The organism is Paraburkholderia guartelaensis, assembly GCF_004353905.1.
In the GTDB taxonomy this organism is placed as follows: Bacteria; Pseudomonadota; Gammaproteobacteria; order Burkholderiales; family Burkholderiaceae; genus Paraburkholderia; species Paraburkholderia guartelaensis.
Genome location: NZ_SMOD01000034.1, coordinates 1 through 21000, shown reverse-complemented (window position 1 = coordinate 21000; position 21000 = coordinate 1). Strand labels below are relative to the sequence as shown.

The 21000-nt window shown below is 64.4% G+C and carries 12 protein-coding genes and 1 pseudogene; 8 read left to right on the top strand and 5 right to left on the bottom strand.

Annotated features, from left to right (window positions below):
* From E1N52_RS32200 to E1N52_RS32170, 7 genes are all read left to right on the top strand, one after another.
* A complete protein-coding gene (locus E1N52_RS32200) occupies window positions 1–2289 on the top strand; it encodes a CHAT domain-containing protein (RefSeq protein WP_133187498.1) in 2289 nt (762 codons plus the stop codon).
* Window positions 2286–8687, top strand: a complete 6402-nt coding sequence (locus E1N52_RS32195; protein ID WP_133187496.1) for an ATP-binding protein — start codon at window positions 2286–2288, stop codon at window positions 8685–8687. Before E1N52_RS32200 ends, E1N52_RS32195 begins: the two co-directional genes overlap by 4 nt.
* A 9-nt stretch (window positions 8688–8696) precedes the next feature.
* Window positions 8697–9758, top strand: coding sequence for a hypothetical protein (locus tag E1N52_RS32190; RefSeq protein WP_133187494.1), 1062 nt, complete (start codon window positions 8697–8699; stop codon window positions 9756–9758).
* 203 nt (window positions 9759–9961) lie between these two features.
* A complete protein-coding gene (gene araD, locus E1N52_RS32185) occupies window positions 9962–11710 on the top strand; it encodes an L-arabinonate dehydratase (protein WP_342777915.1) in 1749 nt (582 codons plus the stop codon).
* A gap of 27 nt (window positions 11711–11737) precedes the next feature.
* Complete coding sequence (locus E1N52_RS32180; RefSeq protein WP_133187490.1) at window positions 11738–12487, top strand: ribonuclease activity regulator RraA; 750 nt, start codon at window positions 11738–11740, stop codon at window positions 12485–12487.
* Window positions 12488–12602: 115 nt separating this feature from the next.
* A complete protein-coding gene (locus E1N52_RS32175) occupies window positions 12603–13895 on the top strand; it encodes an MFS transporter (RefSeq protein ID WP_425468173.1) in 1293 nt (430 codons plus the stop codon).
* Between the two features lie 55 nt (window positions 13896–13950).
* Complete coding sequence (locus E1N52_RS32170; RefSeq protein WP_133187486.1) at window positions 13951–15021, top strand: LacI family DNA-binding transcriptional regulator; 1071 nt, start codon at window positions 13951–13953, stop codon at window positions 15019–15021.
* Between the two features lie 17 nt (window positions 15022–15038).
* Here the strand turns inward: E1N52_RS32170 and E1N52_RS32165 are convergent, their stop codons facing one another.
* On the bottom strand, window positions 15039–16007 hold the full coding sequence (locus E1N52_RS32165; RefSeq protein WP_133187484.1) for a 2-hydroxyacid dehydrogenase: 969 nt from the start codon (window positions 16005–16007) through the stop codon (window positions 15039–15041).
* Window positions 16008–16054: 47 nt separating this feature from the next.
* Complete coding sequence (locus E1N52_RS32160) at window positions 16055–17419, bottom strand: MFS transporter (protein ID WP_133187482.1); 1365 nt, start codon at window positions 17417–17419, stop codon at window positions 16055–16057.
* 173 nt (window positions 17420–17592) lie between these two features.
* On the opposite strand from E1N52_RS32160, the gene E1N52_RS32155 reads away from it, so the two are divergent.
* Window positions 17593–18777: a citrate synthase family protein gene (locus E1N52_RS32155; RefSeq protein ID WP_133187480.1), complete on the top strand. Its 1185-nt coding sequence runs from the start codon at window positions 17593–17595 to the stop codon at window positions 18775–18777.
* A gap of 104 nt (window positions 18778–18881) precedes the next feature.
* Here the strand turns inward: E1N52_RS32155 and E1N52_RS32150 are convergent, their stop codons facing one another.
* From E1N52_RS32150 to E1N52_RS32140, 3 genes and pseudogenes are all read right to left on the bottom strand, one after another.
* Entirely contained in the window at window positions 18882–19172 is a 291-nt protein-coding gene (locus E1N52_RS32150) for a CBS domain-containing protein (protein WP_342777913.1), read from the bottom strand.
* Between the two features lie 446 nt (window positions 19173–19618).
* Window positions 19619–20650 carry an SGNH/GDSL hydrolase family protein gene (locus E1N52_RS32145; protein ID WP_133187478.1) on the bottom strand — a complete coding sequence of 344 codons (1032 nt, stop codon included), beginning with the start codon at window positions 20648–20650 and terminating at the stop codon, window positions 19619–19621.
* A gap of 211 nt (window positions 20651–20861) precedes the next feature.
* Window positions 20862–21000 (bottom strand): annotated as a pseudogene (locus E1N52_RS32140) (IS5/IS1182 family transposase); the annotation flags it as partial.

The following is a 21000-nucleotide window of genomic DNA, read 5'->3' as shown; positions in this document are numbered from 1 at the left end:
ATGCGAGTCACCGTTTGCGTCGAGCGCGCGGCCGGCGCGTGGATCGTCAATGCGCAAGGTCCCGGCATTGCCTGGGAGCGCCGCATGTTGCAGCAGGACGACGGGGACGGCGGGCTGCTGCCCTTTCCCGATGCCGAGTCGCACGCGGCGGGCGAACCGGCGTGCGAGGGGCTGTCGAGCCAAACGCCGGGCGATGTGCGGGAAGTCTATCGGGAGATCGTGGAACGCAGTCCCAAGCATATCGTCGACTATGGACGCTATTTGTTCGACAACCTCGTTGGCGCCGTCCATTGGTCGCAGATGCTCGATGTCGCGCAGGCGAGCCAGGCGTCGCTCGTCGAGCTTGCCCTGAAATGGGACGCGAACGAGAGCAACCTTTCGCGGCTGCACTGGGAGATGATGCACAACGGGTCGAACTTCCTCGTGGCGAGCACCCAACGCGACAGCGGGCGCATCGACGTCGCGCTGACGCGTGTCGTGAAGGACAGTGATTCGGATGCCAAACCATTGAGCGCGCTGCCGCGTGTGCTGTTTGCCGTCGGCACGTCGTATTCCGATCCTTCCATCCGGCCCGGTGCGGAGATCATGGGGATTCTGCGCGACGCAGGAACCGACTGCCCCTTCTACCCCTATGTGCTCGAGAACGCCAGCCCGGAGGTACTGCAAAAACACATTGCCGCATTTGGGCCGGAAGTCGTTCATTTCATCTGCCACGGCGATCTGGATCTCGGAACGAACGCGGGTTTCATCGAGCTCAAGCCGGACGCGCACAATCCCATGTCGCATTTCTTCGCGTCCCAGATCTGGCAATGGCTGAATGTCAACGGCAAGCCGCCGCAGATCGTGGTGCTGAGTTCGTGCAAGACGGGCGCGTCGGTCGGCAGCGCGCTGGGTCCCGAAGCGGTCGCGCCGCTTGCGGCACAACTGGTCCGTGAGGGCGTGCCGGTCGTCGTGGCGATGTCCGGGAGCATCTCCGACCTGGCATGCCGGCTTTTCACGCGCGGTTTTGGGCACGCCCTCGTGAGAAGCGGCGAGACGCTCGTCGCGGCGACGACGAAAGGCCGCCGCGCGGCGATTGCCCAAGGCGATGCGCCATTGCGTTCGGTGGACTGGGGCTTTCCCACTGTTTATCTTTCGGCGGCCGTGCAGCCGGATTATCGGCCCGCCGTCGCGGCAGCCACCGGCAAGCTCCCGACGATTGCGAAACGGTTGCCGCCGTATTTGCTACGCCGCGAGCGCATCCCGGTTTTCTGTGGCCGCACGGAGTTCTTTCGGCTGTTCGACGAGCTTTTCAGCGAACCAGAACGTGGCGTCGTGCTCGCAGCGTATGCGCGCGACTCGAACAACGCCGAAGGCAGCGACAAGGGCTGTGGCCGTACCCGTTTGCTCGAGGAGCTGGTGATCCAGACGCTGCGGCATCAGCATGTGCCGTGCGCCATGCTGGCTGGCGCACCGACATACAAAGCGCCGGGCAGCACAATGGAGATTGCCTGGCGGATCAACGAGGCGATGGAAACAGCGCGTCAGTCGATTGGTCTCGAGACGGGAAACGAGGGGCCACTGGTGCAACTGAAGTACTACCACCATCAGCAAATGGCGCTGAACGAGCTCGATGCACGTCTTGCGAAAGCGCTGCGGATCGGCTGGACCGGCACCGCCGGCGACCCGCAGATCAGTCCCGCCGCGATTGCTGAAGCGATCCGAATGGAATTCGCTGCCTTGATGCACGAGGCCCGCAGGGAGGGTTTGGCCAGCGATGCAAGCCGTTGCGTGCTGCTGCTCGACGACGTGCAGGACTACTTCAGGGAATTCGACGCGATCGCGCGCACGGTGAAGCTAGGGGCGTACGGATTTGGCACGAAGGAGGAGCCGGTGCCGGTGGTGATCTCGTTCAGGCTTGGCACGCCCGCCGACGATCTGCTCAAGCCGGTCGTGGAAGGGCAGCGGGCGTATTGGCGCGTATCGCGCGTCGGCGCGTTCGTGCGCGGCGAAAAGGGCTGGTCGGAGGACATGTATGCGTACGCGCGCGTGCTTCTCAACCCATTCGATGGCAATCTCGCTGCCGGCATTTCGGATCAGGCCTGGGTGATGGATTACGATACCGACGCGCCGACCGTCGAGAAGTGGGAGGGGCTCTACCGGAAGTGGTTGAACGGCCTGCCACGCGAGTTCCTCACCGATAAGTTCTTCATGCTGGCCGATATGGCAAGCAAGGAAAATTTTCTGAAGCGAGCCACGGATTCGGACGAAATGAAAAAGCTGCAATTGCAGACGGGAAGCACGCCGTGAGCACGCTCGCTGGATTCGAACTGGACGTCGAGAAAACGCTGCGCGAGAGAATCGAGGCGCGGCGCACCGCGCGTCTAGGCGAATTCGACGACGCTTCGCTCGCGTGGCTCGTCATCGTCCCGCTCTGGACTGAGCGCCTCGCCGCGTCGGCCTGCTTCCCGGTGGCCCAGGGCAATGCCCAAGTCGTTTCCCAAGTCGATTCGACCGCGCTGGCCGACTTTCTCGAACGCGCGGAGGCAGCCGGCGTGTGCGCTCGCGAGACGCGCGCCGCCGAGTCCGTTGCGGCGCGTCGTAACGCCGAGGCCATGATGGCGCTCTGGCCTCGTCTTTCGGAAGCCGATAAGCGCAAGCGGGTTGACGACTTACGCGAGTGCGCGCAGGCGATGGCGCCGGGCGCCTTGCAAAAGCGCGTGTTGCGCGAGGCGCAAAGCTATTTGTCCGGCGCGCCGCAGTCCTCTTCGGCGATCGCTTCTGTCGCCACCGCGATCCGCACGATTTTCACGGCGGACAGCGCAGCGCCGGACCCCGAGGCCACGCGGCGCGCGGCGCAGCTTCTGGAGCAGCAACTGTCGGAGACAGCGAAAACGGGAAGCTCGGTCATCGAATCTGCCACAGTGCGGCTGGCGGCGGTGAGCGACCCGCAGGGGGCACAAATCGTCCCCGCCGCGCTCGATGCAATCTCGACTATTCAGGATCCCAAAGCAAGGGTGCGCGCCGCGACCGTGCTCCAAACCGGCTACGCCGACGACGCGACCCTCGAGCGTTACATCATCAAGTCAGCGTCGTCTATCGACGTACCGGAGGACCGCGCGCAAGCACTGCTGCAAGCCGCTACGCCGGCTTCCGGCGGCCCGCGTCTCGACATCTGGAACGCGGCGCTGGGTGCGCTCAGGGATATCGCCGAGCCCGAGTCCCGCGCGGCCGCTTTGCTCAACGTCGCACCGGGACTGGTTCCGGCTCTGCGTGCGCAGGTCAATGGGCTATTCGATGACGCGGTCAGCAAAGTCGCGAACCCTGAACTGCGTGCCCGCATGCTGGCGTCCGCGCTTGCGTGGCTCACGCGGGAGAAGGCGGCGAAGGCCGTCTCCAACGTCATTGCGCTCGCGGGCGCGATCACGGAAGCGGGCGAAAGAGCGAGCGTGCTGGCCGCTGCCGCGCGCGCACTCGCGAAAATCGGAAAGGTCGATGAAGCGTTAGCGTTGGCGAATGACCACGACGATCCCGTCGCGCGCGCCCAGATTCTGCTCGAAACGTATGCGTCGAAACCCGTGGTTGGTCTCGCAGAGGCCATGGAACCGCTTAATGCGCGGGAGCGCGAGCGCGTGTTGTGCACACTTTCGCCTGCCGCCGCGCAAGCTGCGGCGAAAAGCGATCCGGCGCTCGTTTTCGAGGTGGCGCGGGAGGCGGCGCAACGCGGACGGCTCGTGGCCGCCGCGCGCATCGCTGCGCTGCTGACTGCTCGGCGCGCGTCGCCCATTTTCGCATACCTCGTCGAAGAGCTGAGGCGGCTGCCAAATCACAGCGATCGGCTGGCGGCGATCTGCGAGGTCGGCGCGTATTTGCCCAGCAACGCTGCGCTTGCCATCTGGCCGCTTGCACGCGGTGTCGACGCCGCTCGCGGCTTTTGGCTTAGCGAGCCGCTGCGCGAAGACGTCACGGCCTATTTGCAAAGCCGTCGCGGCCCGACATTCTTTGACGAGGCCGCCCGGACGAGCGCCCGCGCGATTCTGGCGTGCGCGGCGCGCGGCGACGACGTGCCAACGGCGACGGCACGCTGGGCCGCCGTTGCCGGAGCGGGCGGTGTTGTCGATGCGGCGGCGGAGCTGACACGCCAGATTCGCGCCGCCGTGGAGTCGGGAAACGCCAGCGCCGCCATGGAGATTCTGAACGTCGCCACGCCGCTTGCGAAGGTCCTCGGCGCGGGCCTCGAGCCGGCACTCGTCATGGGGCGGCACGCCATCCAGCTCACGCTTAGACGCGCGGCTGACGAGCGACATCTGGCGCACTACTATCCGCGCGCCGAGCAGATCGACGCGTTCCGGCAGTTGCTCGCCGCATCCGACGAGCAACCGTGGGCGCTGCACTACCTTGGCGCGGGCGGGGTCGGCAAGACCATGCTGCTGCGCTACATCGCCTCGCAGCTCGCGATTGTCGACGGGCGCAGGCTTCCCACGACGCGCGTCGATTTCGATCACATCAGCCCGGACTATCCGGTGCGCAGGCCTGGCGAGCTATTGGCGAGTCTCGCCGAGGAATTGCGGTTCTACGGTGGCCCGGATCAGGAGGCACGCTACGGTGAATTCGTGGGGCGGCTGAACGGCGTCCATGCGAGCCTGGCCAGTGAGCCGCCGCCCGAAGACCCGCTCAAGAACGTCATGAGCGTAGCATTCGGCGACGTGCTAGAAACCTTCCTCACGCTGCTCGTGAATTTGCCGAAACCGGTTGTTTTCATGCTGGACACCTGCGAGGAACTGGCGCGGCTCGAACCGGCGGGCGCCATGCTGCCGAGCGTCGAAGCCACGTTCCGGATTCTCGAACGCGTGCACGACAGGTTTCCGGGCTTGCGCGTGGTCTTCGCCGGGCGCCGGCTACTCGCGCGCGCAGGCGATACGCACGCGGACGGTCAGCCCGGCTGGGAAGCGCTGCCCGATGCACTGTCCGAGCGCAACAAGATGTTACCGCGTGAAAAGCGCTACCTGCAGCTGCTTCCGGTGCGTGGCTTCACGCGCAGCGAGGCGTCCGACTTCTTTACGCGCGTGGCGAAAGTGGTCCCAGGCGAGGAGCGGCTTACCGCTATCCTGGACAAGAGCCCTGACGTGGATACGCCGATCGATATCCGTTGGCATTTTCCGCGCACGCCGGCGCCGGATGACATCGAGCGCTACAACCCGTTCGATATCTCGCTCTACGCAGACTGGATCAAGGACGTGCCCGAGCTTTCGTCGGAGACGATCAGTTCGGGCAAGACCGATCCCTATGTGGAGATGCGCATACTCGGGCGCATCAAGGACGAGTCCCTGCTCAAGATGTTGCCGGCGGCCGTGCTGTTGCGCCGGTTCGATATCGGCATGCTGGAGGACCTGGTTGGCAACGCGCAAGAGCGGCGCAGAATTTTCCGCGAGCTGGGGGGGCTTGAATGGATCGACTATCAACATGATGTTTTGCAGGTCGATCACAACCTTCTGCCGCGGCTTGTGCACTACTACGAGGACACGAGCCGCAGCGCTCAGCTCGAATTCGCGCGCAGGACCGTAGGCCCGAAACTCGCGTGTGTCATGTCGCGCAGACTGGACGCGCCCGATCCGTTCGCAGACCTGACTGTTGCGAATATCGACGCGGCATTACGGCTGAGCGACGAGATTTCGGCCCTGGATCTGTGGGCGAAAATCGATCGCGCGGTCACGGACCTGGCGAACTGGGCCTGGGCCGATTCGGTTTGCCAATATCTCATGTGCGAGGGCAATGCAGCGGGCAAGGGGCGTTCGCCATTGGGCGCGGCGGTTCGGGCCACGTATGCGGCGGCGGCACTGCACGGACCGCACGCTCAGCTTAGGCGGAGCCTGTGGGAGGAAATTCAGGCCGAAGCCGCACGTCATCCCGATCTGGTGGGACAGCGGTGGCTCTATCTGCGTGCGACGATCGCGTTGGACCAGATCGACGCCGATCTGCTTGCGCGGGTCAAACAGTTTCGCGACGACGAGTGGCGTTACCGGCAACTCGTGGCCGGGCTTGCCGCCAGACTCGATGCTCGCGTGGAGCGCGATGTGCCGCTCTTCGAGATCGCCACGTTCGTGCGCGATCCGTCGCTTGACCCGGGGCTTCGGGCGTTTATGGCGAGTCTCGCGGCGCGAAGCCCGAGCATTCTGCAGGATACGGAGGACGAAGCAAGGCAGCTCATCGAGAAATTGTCGGACCGTCACACGTCGCGCGGTTATGCCGACTGGCGCGTGCCGGCCTCGATCAAACATCGGGCGTGGCTGCTGCTGCTGCTGCGCTTTGGCACCCGCCCAGGCGACACGGACGAATTCGAGGCGTGCGCGCGTTCGGCGCTTCACGCGCTGGTCAGCGTGGATGCGGAGCGGCTGCTCGCGCGCGTGCTGCTGCTGCAGTTGCGTGCGGGGGTGCCGCGCGTACCGGACCTCGATATCGACAGGATCTACGACCCGGGCCGCCGGCCTGTGTGCAAGGCGCATCGTGAAGCGCCGCTGTTGTTCGTGAGCATTGCCCGGGTGCTGCTTGCGAGCGGCGATGCCGAGGCAGCCGGCCGGCTGCTTCGCACGGTGCTCGCGAAGGCGACAGCGGCGGCTGACCAGGACGCGCTTGACGCAGTCAGGCGCATGACGCTGCGGCTAAAGCGCGTGATGCGCGAGCCTGATGCATTGTCGGCCACGGCAGACCTGATCGCGATCGAGCAAGCCGCTTCGCCGTCCTGGCATGGCTGGTGGGCAACGCAATCGGCGCACGATCCTGAGGAGTCGGGGCAACTTGCCCGTGAGGCGGAGCGATCTCTCCCGGACGCGCTGCGCCGCTCCGACGGCACATTCGATCCCCATTCGATACTCGATGCGCTGGAACTCGATCTGATGCGTCGGGCGCAAGGCCGCGAAAGCGATTACGCAGGACCGCTATTGGAGTATTGCACCGAGACGGCGTGCAAGGAAGATCCGCAATTAATGCTTCGGCTGCGGGCGCTGCGAGGCGAAATCAACTGGATGCCATCGGCGCAGAACACGCGCTACTTCGCCGAAATGGCGTTCGAGCAAGCGGAACTGCTGGCGCTGCGTTTGCCTGATCGGGCCGTCAGCCTGTTCAAATATGCCGACTATCTCTACGAGACGGTCAACGACACATTCGGGCACTTTCGCGCGTCGGTTTGCTCCGCGTTGAACGCGATTCGATTGGGCGAGCGCGATGAAGCGAGAAAATTCATGCGGCGGGCCCGTAGGGCGTATGAGTCGTGCCGTTTGATCGACGAGGCATTGCCCGAATGGGACCGCCTCGAAGCGAGCACCGAATTCGACTCGCCCTGGTTCGACTGGTTGCTACGCGTTGCGAGGCTGAAGGCGGAATTCAGCACAAAAGGCCGGGCGGAACAAACGGAGCGGGTGGAGTCCAGCGCCTTCCAGCGCTACGGCACGATTGCGCAATTCGACCTGCTTTCCACAACGCGAGCGCGAACCGTGGCAAGCGATGCGCACGATCATTTCCGACCCTTGCTGTTCGCAAGCAGTCTGACCTTCGCCGCACTGCTGATTTCCGCTGGAGTCTTGGCGACGACGAAATTCGAGGCAACCGGATTTGTGCTGGTGCAACTGGCCGGTATGGCCCTCAACATCGCGATTTTGCTCTTTCTCGTGCACGTGGTGTTGCCGCGCAGGGTGCTCGCAAGCCTGCGTCCGCAACTGCTGGTTCAGGAGCGGCCGCAACCCGGCGGCGTGTTCTTCGATTATCGGCTGGCGAGGCGGACCACGCTCGGAAAGCCGGGCGATTTCACCTACGCCGGGCACGTGGGCTTCGCGCCCTACGCGAATGTCGCTGCGGCCATGCGGGCGGATCTGCGTGGCCTTCTCGTGCCGGGACCAACCATGCTGGTCGTGGATCGCAAGTTGGCGTCGTATCCCTGGGAAGCCGCACTGAGTATCAAAACGCGCCGCGACATTCGGGACATTCTGCTTGGCACGCCTACGTTCGTTCGCCCTGGCGAGGTGCTTCCCCAACCCGTGGCCGGATTGACGCAATGGTCCACCTTGGGCGTCGCGCTCGTCTGCCGTCCTGAACTGGAAGCACCCCTTGCTTCCGCGTGGCGCATCGGCAAGGTTTTCAGTGCGACGAACCCGCAATTGGATGCCAGTCGGGTCTTTCATCTCGTTGGTGTAGCGAATATGGGCAGCCTGCGTCCGGCGTACACGACGTGGAAGGAAATGGTCACAAGCATCGCGCCCGAATCAACCGTGCAGGGATTGCGCTGGGATGCGGGGATCGTGGTGATCCAGGAAGAGCCGGTGGAGCGCATACGCCGCCTCGAAGTCGATCGCAAACGCACGGGCGACGCGCGCTTGTTGGCTGTCGACATGTTCAATTCAGGTATCCATACTATTGTGTTCCTGCCAGCATTGCCGCTCGCGCTAGCAGAGGACATCACGAGCGCCATGTCGTATCGTCTGGATGCCGCGAGGTCACCGAATCTGTTCCAGTTGTTCAGTCTCGTCGCGCTGATACAGCGCATGATCCGGCGCTTCAGGCCGCCGCCGCCGCGCGAGGGTTCGGCGGATCTGCAGGCCGGGTTGGATAGTTCGGAATTCCGCGCGGCGTTGGTTGAGCTGAGTTTCGAGGTCACGTTGTTCACGCGGTCGCCGAAACTGGCGGTCGAAAACCGTTACTACGGATTCAAGACATAGAGGTGAGCCATGTCCGATACGTTCTGGGACAAGATTCAAAGCTGGCTGAAGAGCGATGCACAACACTACATTAGCCATGAGATTCCCATCGAAAGGACCGACTTGCCAGGTCCGGTCGAGTCGATCAAGCCGATGCGCGACTATCTGCGCATCTGGCTGGACGACATGTTCCTTGCGAAGGACAAAAAATGGTTTGTCGAGCAATTTCCTGCCGTTCATACGGGCATCGAACTCGAATTCGGGGGCAAGCCTGTCAGGGTCACACATGTGACGGATGGTACCGGTCAGCCTGGGCCCGGCGTGTTCGAAAGCTATGCCTTGACCGACTTGATGCCCTTCAAAGGGGGAAAGGTCAAAATCCAGTCTGCCTTGATTGCATTGAAGGGACGGGACTACGTTTCGGAAACTATCGGTATCCTGAAGAATTTTTCCGGACTCGTGGGTGCCCCGCTTAGTCAGACGCTGCAGATCGCGGACAAGGTGAACGCGGGCATGCAAAGTCTTCTGCAAAAAGGCACTGGCGGGATGGTATTCGGCTTCCATCGGGAATACGTGGCCGACGACGGCCGCGGCGGCAGCGTTCTCAAGCCCGGTTACCGGGCACTGATCCTCGCGTCCACGAAAGACGTGGATCCCGCACGCCTTTCGGTCAAGGGCGGCCGATTGCATTACGAGCGGCAGAATGGAACACACGAGCCGCTCGAAGGTTTCGACTATATGCTGCTGCGTATTGAAGGGCGCAGCGAACGCGACAACTGGCGCATGCCCAATATCGAGGAGCCGTTGAACGAGGCGATTGCCGCAGCGATTCAAGGCGAGCAGGACAAAGCGGACGACTTCCTGAAGGCGGCGCTCGTGGTGGTCTGGCAGTCTCCCGACCTCGCCGTGCACGATCGCCGCCGCGTTGCCGATGCCATCAAGGCGGAGCTTGCCGAGATCGCGCAAACGGGGCATAGCGTCACGCCTGGTGCCGTCCCGACCCTGGAAGACATCATGCGCGTGCGCGCCATGACGGTAAGCCAGGCGCTTAGCGAGCCCGCCCTGACGCTGGAAGAGATTGTGAACACTTAGGGGCGGCGAACGGCTGTGCTCGGCACAACACGGGTAGTCGCGGACGAAGGCCTTTGCCGCGCTCCGTACTTCCCCCAGGATCGCCCCGCCAATGATAACGCTACCATTCGCCCCATCACGTCACCGGCGGCGCAATGCCCACCCGCCGGCCTTCGACGGCTTTTTTTATCCGTCGAAATGGTAGCGTTATCATGGAGAGCACCTTGTCCCAAGTCCGTAAGAAGCCCGAAGACCTGCGCAGCTACCGCTGGTACGGCGTCAACGACCTCCGCTCGTTCGGCCACCGTTCGCGCACCGCGCAGATGGGCTATCACTCGTCCGATTACATGGGCAAGCCCGTCATCGCCGTGGTGAACACGTGGAGCGAGATCAACTCGTGCCACACCCACTTCAAGCAGCGTGTGGAGGAAGTGAAGCGCGGCATCTGGCAGGCGGGCGGCTTTCCGGTCGAGATGCCGGTCATGACGCTGGCCGAGCCATTCCAGAAGCCCACCACCATGCTCTACCGCAACTTCCTCGCGATGGAGACGGAGGAGCTGCTCAAGTCCTACCCGTTCGACGGCTGCGTGCTGATGGGCGGCTGCGACAAGACCACGCCGGGTCTCCTGATGGGCGCGATCAGCATGGACCTGCCCGCCATCTATCTGCCCGCCGGGCCGATGTTGCGCGGCAACTGGAACGGCCGCACGCTCGGCAGCGGCTCGGACACATGGAAGTACTGGGCGGAGCTGCGCGCGGGCAAGATCACCGAAGACGAGTGGAAGGGCATCGAGAGCGGCATTGCACGCTCGCCCGGCCACTGCATGACGATGGGCACGGCCTCCACGATGACGAGCGCGACCGAAGCGCTCGGCCTCACGCTGCCCGGCTTCTCGTCGATTCCCGCCGCGGATTCGCGTCACGCGCAGTATGCGTCGCTCACGGGGCAGCGCATTGTCGAGATGGTGTGGACCGACCAGAAGCCGTCGGACATCCTCACCGCGAAGGCATTCGACAACGCCGTGACCACCGTGCTCGCGATGTCGGGTTCGACCAACGCGATCGTCCACCTCGTGGCCGTCGCGCGCCGCGCGGGCATCGATCTGACCACCGCGCGCTTCGACGAACTCGCGCGCGTGACGCCGGTGCTCGGCAATATCCGCCCCGCGGGCCGGTATCTGATGGAGGACTTCTATTACGCGGGTGGTCTGCGCGCACTGCTCGTGGAACTGGGCGACCTGATCGACGGCACGCAGATGACCGTGAACGGCAAGACGCTCGGCGAGAACATCGCGGGTGCGGAGATTTTCAACGACGACGTGATTCGTACGCGCAGCAATCCGCTCGTCGCGCGCGACGGACTCGCCGTGCTCACGGGCAATCTCGCGCCGGACGGCGCGGTCATCAAGCCCGCGGCGATGGAGTCGCATCTGCTCAGGCATCGCGGCCCCGCGGTGGTGTTCAAGGACTACAACGACATGGCGGCGCGCATCGACAGTGAAGACCTCGACGTGAGCGCCGACTCCGTGATCGTGTTGCAGCACGCCGGCCCGGTGGGCGCGCCGGGCATGCCCGAATGGGGCCAACTGCCGATTCCGCAGAAGCTGTTGAAACAAGGCGTGCGCGACATGCTGCGCATTTCCGACGCGCGTATGAGCGGCACGAGCTACGGCGCGTGCGTGCTGCACGTGGCGCCCGAATCGTTCGTGGGCGGCCCGCTCGCGCTCGTGAAAGACGGCGACATCATCGAACTCGACGTCGAGGCGCGTCACCTGCATCTGCATGTGAGCGACGCGGAACTCGCCGCGCGCAAGGCGGCGTGGACGCCGCCGAAGCGGCCGTTCGAGCGCGGCTTCGGTGTGATGCATCAATTGCACGTGACGCAGGCGAACAAGGGCTGCGATTTCGACTTCCTCGAAACGCCGGCCGCCACGTCGTGCGAAGCCCACGGCGCCGAACCCGAAATTCACTAATCCCCATCATTGAAGACATCACCGATCATGACCGCACCGAACCCCGCATCGAACCCGCCAGTCAGCGAAGCCGCGCTCGAGCAACTGCGTCACGTGAGCACCGCCACGCTCACGACCCAACTCTTCAAGCGCGGCCTGCGCAACGTGTTTCTGCAGGGCGTGGCGCCGCTCGTGAAGCCTGAGCCGGGCGTGCCGAATCTCGTCGGTCCGGCGTTCACGCTGCGCAATATTCCTGCGCGTGAGGACCTCGACCACGTGGGCGTGTTCCAGAATCCGGACCACCCGCAGCGCAAGGCCGTGGAAACCGCGCCCGTGGGCAGCGTGCTCGTGCAGGACTGCCGCGGCGACCGCACCGTGGCATCGGTGGGCTCGATTCTCGCGCTGCGCCTCGCCAAGCGCGGCGTGGCGGGCATGGTTTCGGACGGACCCGTGCGCGACAGCGGCACGATCGCGGCGCTTGGCCTGCGCATCTGGTGCGCGGGGGCGAGCGCGCCGCTCAATCTCGCGAAGCATCACGCCGTGGACCTGAACGTGCCGATCGCATGCGGCGGCGTGGCCGTTTATCCGGGCGATATCGTGGTGGGCGATGCCGACGGTGTGGTGATCGTGCCGCACGAAATGGCCGAGGAAGTGGCGCGCGACGCCACCGAGCAGGAGCGGCTCGAAGCGTTCATCACCGAGCGTATCGAGTCGGGACTCGCACTGCGCGGCACGTATCCGCCCAACGAGGAAACGCTGGCGGCGTATCGCGCATGGTGCGATCAGCAGGCAAAATAACGCACGCAGCACGCAGGACGATACCGATAAACAGAGGCCCGCGCATGACGCGGGCTCAGGAGACAACGTGAACGATGCCACCGCAGCGATCGACGAGCCGCGTCTGATCAACCGCATGGGCTGGCGGCTGATGCCGCTGCTCGGCGTGCTCTACCTGGTCGCGTATATCGACCGCTCCAACATCGCCTTCGCGAAGCTGCAGATGCTCGGCAGCCTCGGGCTTTCCGAAGTCGCATACGGGCTTGGCGCCTCGCTCTTCTTCATCGGCTATCTGCTGTTCGAGGTGCCGAGCAATGTGCTGCTCCACAAGTACGGCGCGCCGCGCTGGATGGCGCGCATCATGTTCACGTGGGGCGTGGTCACGATCCTGCTCGCCTTCACGCGCAACGCCACGATGTTCTACATCCTGCGCTTTTTGCTGGGCGCATCGGAAGCCGGGCTCTATCCCGGCGTGATCTATTACCTCACGCTGTGGTTCCCGCAGCGCCACCGCGTGCGCATGCTCGGTTACTTCACGGTGGGCAGCAGCCTCGGCAACATGATCGGCGCGCCGATCTGCGGCTGGCTGCTCGACAAGGGCGGACTGTTCGGCCTGCAAGGCTGGCAGCTCGTGTTCGTGGTCACCGGCATTCCATCGGTTCTGCTGACGATCGTCGTGCTGTTCCTGTTGCCTCAGGCCCCGCAGCAGGCGAAGTTCCTCTCGGAAGGCGAGAAGCGCTGGCTCACGCACACGCTCTCGACCGAAAGCGCGGCCGCGCGCAGCCGGGCGCGCCACGGCTCGGTGCTCAGCGTGTTCACGGAGCGGCGCGTGCTCGGCATGGCGTTCTACTACATGATGCTGTCGATCTCCGTGTACGGCGTGAGCTATTGGCTGCCTACGCTCGTAAAAGGCTTTGGCGTGACGAACACGACGAACGGGCTGCTCAACATCATCCCCTGGCTGCTGGCGACGATCGTGCTCGCCACGCTGCCTTCGCGCCTGCGCGCGAGCAACCATGCGACCGTCGCGATGCTGGTGTCGTCGCTGCTCGGCATGGTGTTCTTCGTTTCGTCGGTCTTTCTGCCTGGCCACGCGCTGCGCTTCGCCGCGTTGTGTCTCGGCGCGCCGTGCATGTATCTGCTGATTCCGTGCTTCTGGACGCTGCCGCCCAAATTCCTCTACGGCGCGCGTGCCGCGGCGGGCATCGCGGCGATCAATTCGCTCGGCAATATCGGCGGCTTCATTGCGCAAAACCTCGTGCCCTTCGTGAAGCAGGCAACGGGCAGCACGCGCATGCCCATGCTCGTGCCCGCCGCGTGCATGGTGATCTTCGCGATCGTGACCGCCATGATCCTGCGCCGTGGCGATGGTGGCAACCGCACGCCGCAAACCGTTGACGGCACGCCGCTGCCGAACAACGCGCGCTAGGCTGCGAGGCGGTTTCGCTACAATAGCCGCGCATTGCCCACCTCCGTTCAAGTTCATGTCGACCATCAAACCCGCTCCGAGCATCGAACACGCGGACGCCTCCGTGCGCACGAAGCGCACGCGCGGCGGGCCGAAGGGTCTTCGCATCACCGACGTGGCCGCGCAGGCGGGCGTCTCGCCCATCACAGTGTCGCGCGTGTTCAACAACCCGGAGTCGGTTGCGCCGGAAACGCTGGAGCGCGTGCGTCAGGTCGTGCAGAAGCTGGGCTACGTGCCGAACCGGCTGGCGGGCGGTTTGTCGTCGGCGCGCTCGCGGCTCATCGCGGCCATCGTGCCGACCGTTTCGCACTCGCTGTTTTCGGAAACCATTCAGGTGTTCAGCGAGACGATGTCGCGCGCGGGTTACGAGGTGCTGCTCGCGTTGAGCGGCTATAGCGCGTCGAACGAAGAAAGCCTGCTCGATACGGTATTGAGCCGCCGCCCCGAAGGCGTGCTGCTCACGGGCGTCGCGCATACCGATTCGTTGCGCGAGCGGCTGAAGAACGTCGGTATTCCCGTGGTCGAAACGTGGGACATGACCGATACGCCGATCGACATGCTCGTGGGCTTTTCTCACTACCAGATCGGCGCCGCAGTGGCTGCGCATTTGCTCGCGCGCGGCGCCCGCCGTCCCGCGCTCATCTCCGCCAATGACGCTCGCGCGCTCGCGCGCCGCGCGGGCTTTCGCGAACGGCTCGCGCAGGCAGGCATCGAGGACGTGCCCGAAGAACTGGTCGCGCCGCCCAGTTCGGTCGCGCACGGCAAGCGCGCGCTGCCGCCCTTGCTCGAACGCGGGCCGGATATCGACGCCGTGTTCTGCGGCTCGGATCTGCTCGCCATCGGCGCGCTCGGCGCTGCGCGCCAGATGGGCGTGCAAGTGCCCTCGCAACTGGCGGTCTGCGGCTTCGGCGATCTGGAATTCGCGACCGAAACTACACCGCAGCTAACGACAGTGCGCGTGGAGGGCACCCGTATCGGCGTGAACGCCGCGCGTTTTCTGCTCGACCGCCTGAGCGGCGAAACCAGCGTGAGCGAGCCTCGCGCGCTCGACGTGGGGTTCACGATCGTCGCGCGCGAATCGGCTTGAGCCGCCTCGTGTAGCCTTCAGGCTGCGGCGGCGTTTTCGAGGGTTTGCGCAGGCGCACTGCGCGGACTCGCAATGCCAAAGTGGGCCGCCAGCATATCGACCACGTTGTCCGCCATGCCCGTGCGCGTTTCTTCGGTGGCCGAACCAATATGCGGCGTGAGCACGACGCGCGGGTTGTCGATCAGTGCCTGCGGCACGTGTGGCTCGTGCTCGAACACGTCGAGCGCCGCGCCCGCGAGCCGTTGCGCATCGAGCGCCGCGATCAGTGCCTTTTCATCCACCACGGGGCCGCGCGCGATGTTGATGAGGAAGCCTTGGGGCCCGAGCGCGTCGATCACGGCCGCATTCACCAGATGATGCGTTTGCGGCGTCAGCGGGCAGGTGAGGATCAGCATGTCGCTATTGGCTGCGAGACGCGTGACATCGTCGTAGTACGGTAAATCAACGCTCTTGCGGTTCGGCCCGTAATACGCGACTTGCGAGCCGAATGCCTTGAGCCGCTTCGCGATCGCCGCGCCGATCATGCCGAGCCCGACAATGCCGACCTTCATGCGCGAGATCGAGCGGCCAAGCGGCAGCGCACCGTGCTCGGGCCACTTGCCGGAACGCACATATGCATCTGCCTGCACGATATCGCGCGTGAGCGCGAGTGCGAGGCCAATAGCGGTGTTCGCGACATCCTCGGCCAGCACGTGCGAGGCATTCTCGATGCGGATACCGCGCGCCTGCGCGCTTTTCACGTCGAGATTATCGAGTCCGGCGCTATAGCTCGCAATGATCTCCAGTGCGGGCAGGGCGTCGAGAAACGCCGCGTCGATCTTCGTCTTGCGCAGCGCAATGCCGCGAATGGACGCGCCATGCTGCGCTAGGAACGCCGCCGCGTCGTCCGGCGCCTTCGGCAGATCGAGCATCGTGAAGAGCGACGCGAGTTCCGCCTGGGTGCGTTCCGGCAATTCGGCCGCGTTGAGAATGATGGGTTTTGCCATGATGAATCGATGAATCCTTGCTTCGTTTAGTGCGTGCGCTCGCGGGCTCAGCTGACTTTCACGCGCTCGATGCGGCCCATGAACACGAGGTAAACCAGCGCCGCGACCACACAGTGTGCCGCTACAAAATAAAGACCTGCCGTGTAGCCGCCCGTTGCCTGCACGATATAGCCGAACACAATAGGCGTGACGATACCGCCGATATTGCCGATGCAGTTGAAAATCGCGCCGGCAAGGCCCACGGCTTCACGCGGCGCGGTATCGCATGCAATGGCCCACGTGCCCGCGCCGGCCGCGGCGCCTTTGCCGAAGAAGGCGAGCGTCATCAGCAGGACGATCACGGTGTTACTCTCGGTGAACGCCGAGAACACGATGCAGCAGCCCACGGCCATGCCGACGATATACGGCGTCTTGCGCGCCCACGAAACGCTCCAGCCGTGCCGGATCAGCGCGTCTGAAATCGCGCCGCCCGCGATGCCGCCGACAAAGCCCGCGATGGCGGGCAGCATCGTCGCGAGGCCGGCCTCCATGACGTTCATGCCGCGCGCCTGCACGAGGTAGATCGGAAACCACGTGATGAAGAAATAGCTCAGCGCGATCACGCAATACTGGCCGATATACGAGCACCAGAGCATGCGGTTGCCGAGCAGCATACGCAGTGCCTTGCCGGACACGGCGGGCCGCGACAGACGCTCGAGCTTCGAGTCGATGTCGATCATCGCGCCGCCCGCCACGAGGCGGTCGAGTTCGGCGGGCGAGATGCGCGGGTGCTTGCGCGGCTCGTACATGACGAGCGCCCAGATTCCGGCGCTGGCAATGCCGATCAGGCCGAGCGCGAAGAACGGCGCGGGCCAGCCGAACTTGCCGGTGAGCCAGCCCGCGAACGGCGAGAAGATCGCCACGGCGAAATACGATGCGGACGCAAACAGCGACGTGGCGAAGCCGCGCTCCTCCTTCGGGAACCACATGACCGTCACGCGGCTGTTGGCGGGGAAGCTCGGCGCTTCGATGAGTCCGAGCGCGAAGCGCAGGGCGAACAGCAGGCCCAGCGCCATCGACACATCGGTCGTGACCCTGCCGACGAAGCCGACGAGAATCGTGGCGAGCGACCACAGGATCAGTGTGGCGGCGTACATGACTTTCGTGCCGACCCGGTCGAGCAGCAGGCCGCCCGGGATCTGGCCGACCACATAAGCCCAGCTGAACGCCGAGAGCACGTAGCCGAGCTGAATATGGTTGAGCCCGAATTCTTTTGCAATGCCGGGCCCGGCAATCGAGAGGATCGCGCGGTCTGCATAGGCGACCGTCGCGAGCAGCAGGATGGCGGCCAGAATCGTGAATCGCGTGCGGGTGGCGCGAGTGGCGCCCGTGACTTCGGTGGCGGCAAAGCCGGCGGTCCTCTGCGTTGACATCGATGTCTCCAGTCCCGCGCTCGAAGCCGCGGGTATCATTATCGATCCGTACCCGCAAGCATCGTCTCCATGCCCGGGGCAGATTGACTGTATTTGACGCACCCCGCCAGTACGCGTCAATCTTGATTAAGCCAATCAACCTGAAAACTCGTGGAAACCTAGTGGAAATCTGGATGACACAGGAGGAGGCCTGCCACGCGCTGGGCGTGCGCAAGCAGACCTTGTATGCGTATGTGAGCCGCGGGCGCATCGAAGTGCGCTGGGACCCGGAGCACGCGAGCCGCAAGCTGTACCGCGGCTCGGACGTCGCGGCGCTCAGGAAGAAGCGTGACCTTGGCCGCGCCCACAAGAGCATCGCAGCGAGCACGATGGCGTGGGGCGAGCCCATCATCAACACGCGCATTTCCACGATCGCGCGGGGGCGGCTTTACTACCGCGGCCACGATGCAATCGAACTGGCGAGCCGGGCGACGCTCGAAGACGTGGCTCGATGCTTATGGGAAACGGACGCGGCGCCGGTCTTCCCCACCTTCGACGACGACGTGAGCGTACCCGAGGGTGCGCCGCCGCGTGCGCGGGTATATGCGTCGATCGCGCTGGCTTCGGCGCAACCGCGTGCGAGCGGCGCGCCTGACGCTGCACAGTTGAATGAGGAAGCGGCCAGGCTCGTCGGTCGCTTCGCGAGCGCCTTCGTCAAGCCGGCCGATATCGGCCGCTTCGGCGATAGCGGCGCGCTGCATGCGCGTCTTGCGCGAGCGTGGCGGTGCGAAGCACAGGCGGACTTGCTGCGGCGCGCGCTTGCATTGCTCGCGGACCAGGAGTTGACGACGTCGGCGTTTGCGGCACGTGTGGCGGCATCGACGGGGGCGTCGCTCGGCTCGTGCATGCTGGCGGGCCTGGCCGCGTTCGCCGGGCCCTTGCACGGCGACGCCGCACTGCGCGTGCAGGCGCTGCTCGCTAATGTGCGAGAGATGGGTGTGGTCGCGGCGGTCGAGCGCTGGCTGAAGGAGAACGGGCCGCTGCCCGGTTTCGGTCACGAGTTGTACCCGCAAGGCGACCCGCGTGCGGCGGACCTGCTCGCGGCCTTCGATGCGCCGGACGAAGTGCGCGCGCTGATCGAGCACGTGCACGTATCGCGCGGTCTTGCGCCAACGATCGACATCGCGCTCACCGCGCTTGCGGGTTATTGCCGCTTGCCGGAAGACGCAGTGTTCGCGCTATTCGCCATTGGGCGCAGCGTGGGCTGGATGGCGCACGCCATCGAGCAGATGACCAGCGGCACGCTGCTGCGGCCGCGGGCCAACTATATCGGACCCGCCGGCGCCACGCGAATCGCCGGGAATCCTCAGGAATCTTGACGACTGTGCTGGAGCGTGGGAATTACGCCAGGAAATTCCAGGTGGGTCTCGACGCGCTTGACGCCGGCGACACTCTCGGCAGCAATGCGGATCACGCGTCTCTCTCACATTACGTCGCCCACGACGCGCCCATGCTCACGCACGGACTTCGCGGCTTGTTCGCGCGGAGACGAAGACAGAATGTCGAGCCACAACGCGCGCTTCGAGCGGTTCGGGCCGTTCTCTATTCGATTCAGGAGGTCGCTATGGCTGACGATGCCGACGACCTTTCCCGTTGCGTCGATGACCGGCAGGCCGCCGATATGATTGTCGACGAACAAGGTCGCGGCGTCGTGGATCGTCATCTCCGGCGTGGCGGTGACGACGGACTCGGTCATGATGTCGAGTGCGCGCATGGTCGCTCCTTCAACGTGACGCGACGAGTCTTCAACCGTCGCACTCGCCACAGGATTCTGGCAGACACACCGGCGGGGGCACACGGTGCTGAGGCGCCAGAATCGGGATTCACAACGAACGACTGCTCGCACTGCCTGCGATGCGCACCGATGGCAGGCGATGGTCTCCTCGCTGCATAGCGCGGTCACGTCGAGCGGGTTGCGAAATGCGTCACGCAATGAGTGTAGGTCAACTCTTCTGGTAAGCGTGTGCTGGCTAAGCGCCGCCGTGCGCAGCCTTCAGGGGGCTTGCGATCTCCATCAAATGATGGAGGCGAGCCGAGCGCAGCGGGCTTTGGGGCCATATTTCCAGACCTGGAAATAATATGGATAGCGAACGAAGTGATGCGCGGGATGTTCTTGAAAATGGCCGCGCCCATCCCGGCGCGGCCACGTAAGCCCAGCACTCAGTGACCCAGACCGCTCGCCGCGATCTGCTGCTCGACGAACTGCGCGAACAGCGAATGTGTGTGCGTGGTCGGGTGAAGGTCGTCGGCGAACATATAAGTCTGGTCGGCATGGGCCGCGACGTAGGTGGCGGGCGAGCAGAGCAGCGACGTATTGTCCGGCGTTTTCGAAGGGTCGCACGCCTGGGCCGTGTTGGACACGGAGAATCCGTTCGTCTGGAAGTTCGCGATGAGCTGCGTGATCCACGTGTAGGAATCGACTTCGATGACCTTGCCTTGCAGGCCGGCCGTCTGCAACGCGCCGTTCAATGTCGAGTTGAAGAGCTGCGATAGCTGGGTCAGGTTTGCGCCGCCGTCGGCCGAGGTGATGCCCTTGGGCGAGAGGCCGATGTTCGGCACGTTGATCACCACGACATGCGTGGCGCCGGCCTGCACGATCTGTCCGACGATTTGGGCGAGCGTCGTGGCGGCAGTCTGCACGACCGTATTGGCGGTCGGCGGATTGCCGGCGCGCAGCACGTCGTTCGCGCCGGCCCAGACCAGCACGAGTTGGCCGGAGTTAAAGGTGCCGTGAGCGGAGATGTAGCTCGACACCTGTTGATTAACCGGCATTTCGATGTTGCCGATCACGTCAGAGAGGAAGTCGTACTGGTTGGCTGGCGTGGCGACCGTCGAGCCGCCCTCTGCGTAGCCGAAGCCGCCTTGCGCGCTCAGCTTGTGATCGAGACCGACGGTGTACGCGGCGTTCAGGGTGTCGCCATAGTATTGCGCGATATCCTGGGACCAGACCTGACCAGGGTTGGTCGTGAACCGTCCGCCGCCCACGGCGCTCGCAAGCGGCGCGTAGGTCCCGACGTCGGAAAGGCTGTCGCCGAACGAAACGACCTGCAGCTTCACGCCGCCCGCCGGCGTGCTGGTGCCGCTACTCGAGCCGCCGCCTCCTCCTCCTCCGCCACCGCCGCCGCAAGCGGCTAACAGGAAAATCAGTCCGGCAGAAATTGCCACCCGAATCCGGGAATCGATCGTTGCCATTGTGCCCCCCTTACCGCTTGACGCGATTGCGCCCGCGACCGGATACGGCGGGCCTAACAGGCCGCTGAAATACAGCCCAACGGAGACGGCCTTGTTCCGCTTACGCGGCTCCTGCCGCAAAATTTTTCAGATTGCGCAATCTCAACGCGAATTCAACGTTGTTTCGGCGGTTTGAGGCTACTTTTTTGGCCTCATTGCCGCTTTCCCGCCACTATGGACGCACCTGTGCCAGCGATCGCATGCGCACAAGGTTGTAGGCCGCCATATTCAACACGAACATCTGGTCCACCTTCTTCAAGCCACGCACCATCACCTGGCGCATGCGCCCCACGGTCTTGGCCCAGCCGAAA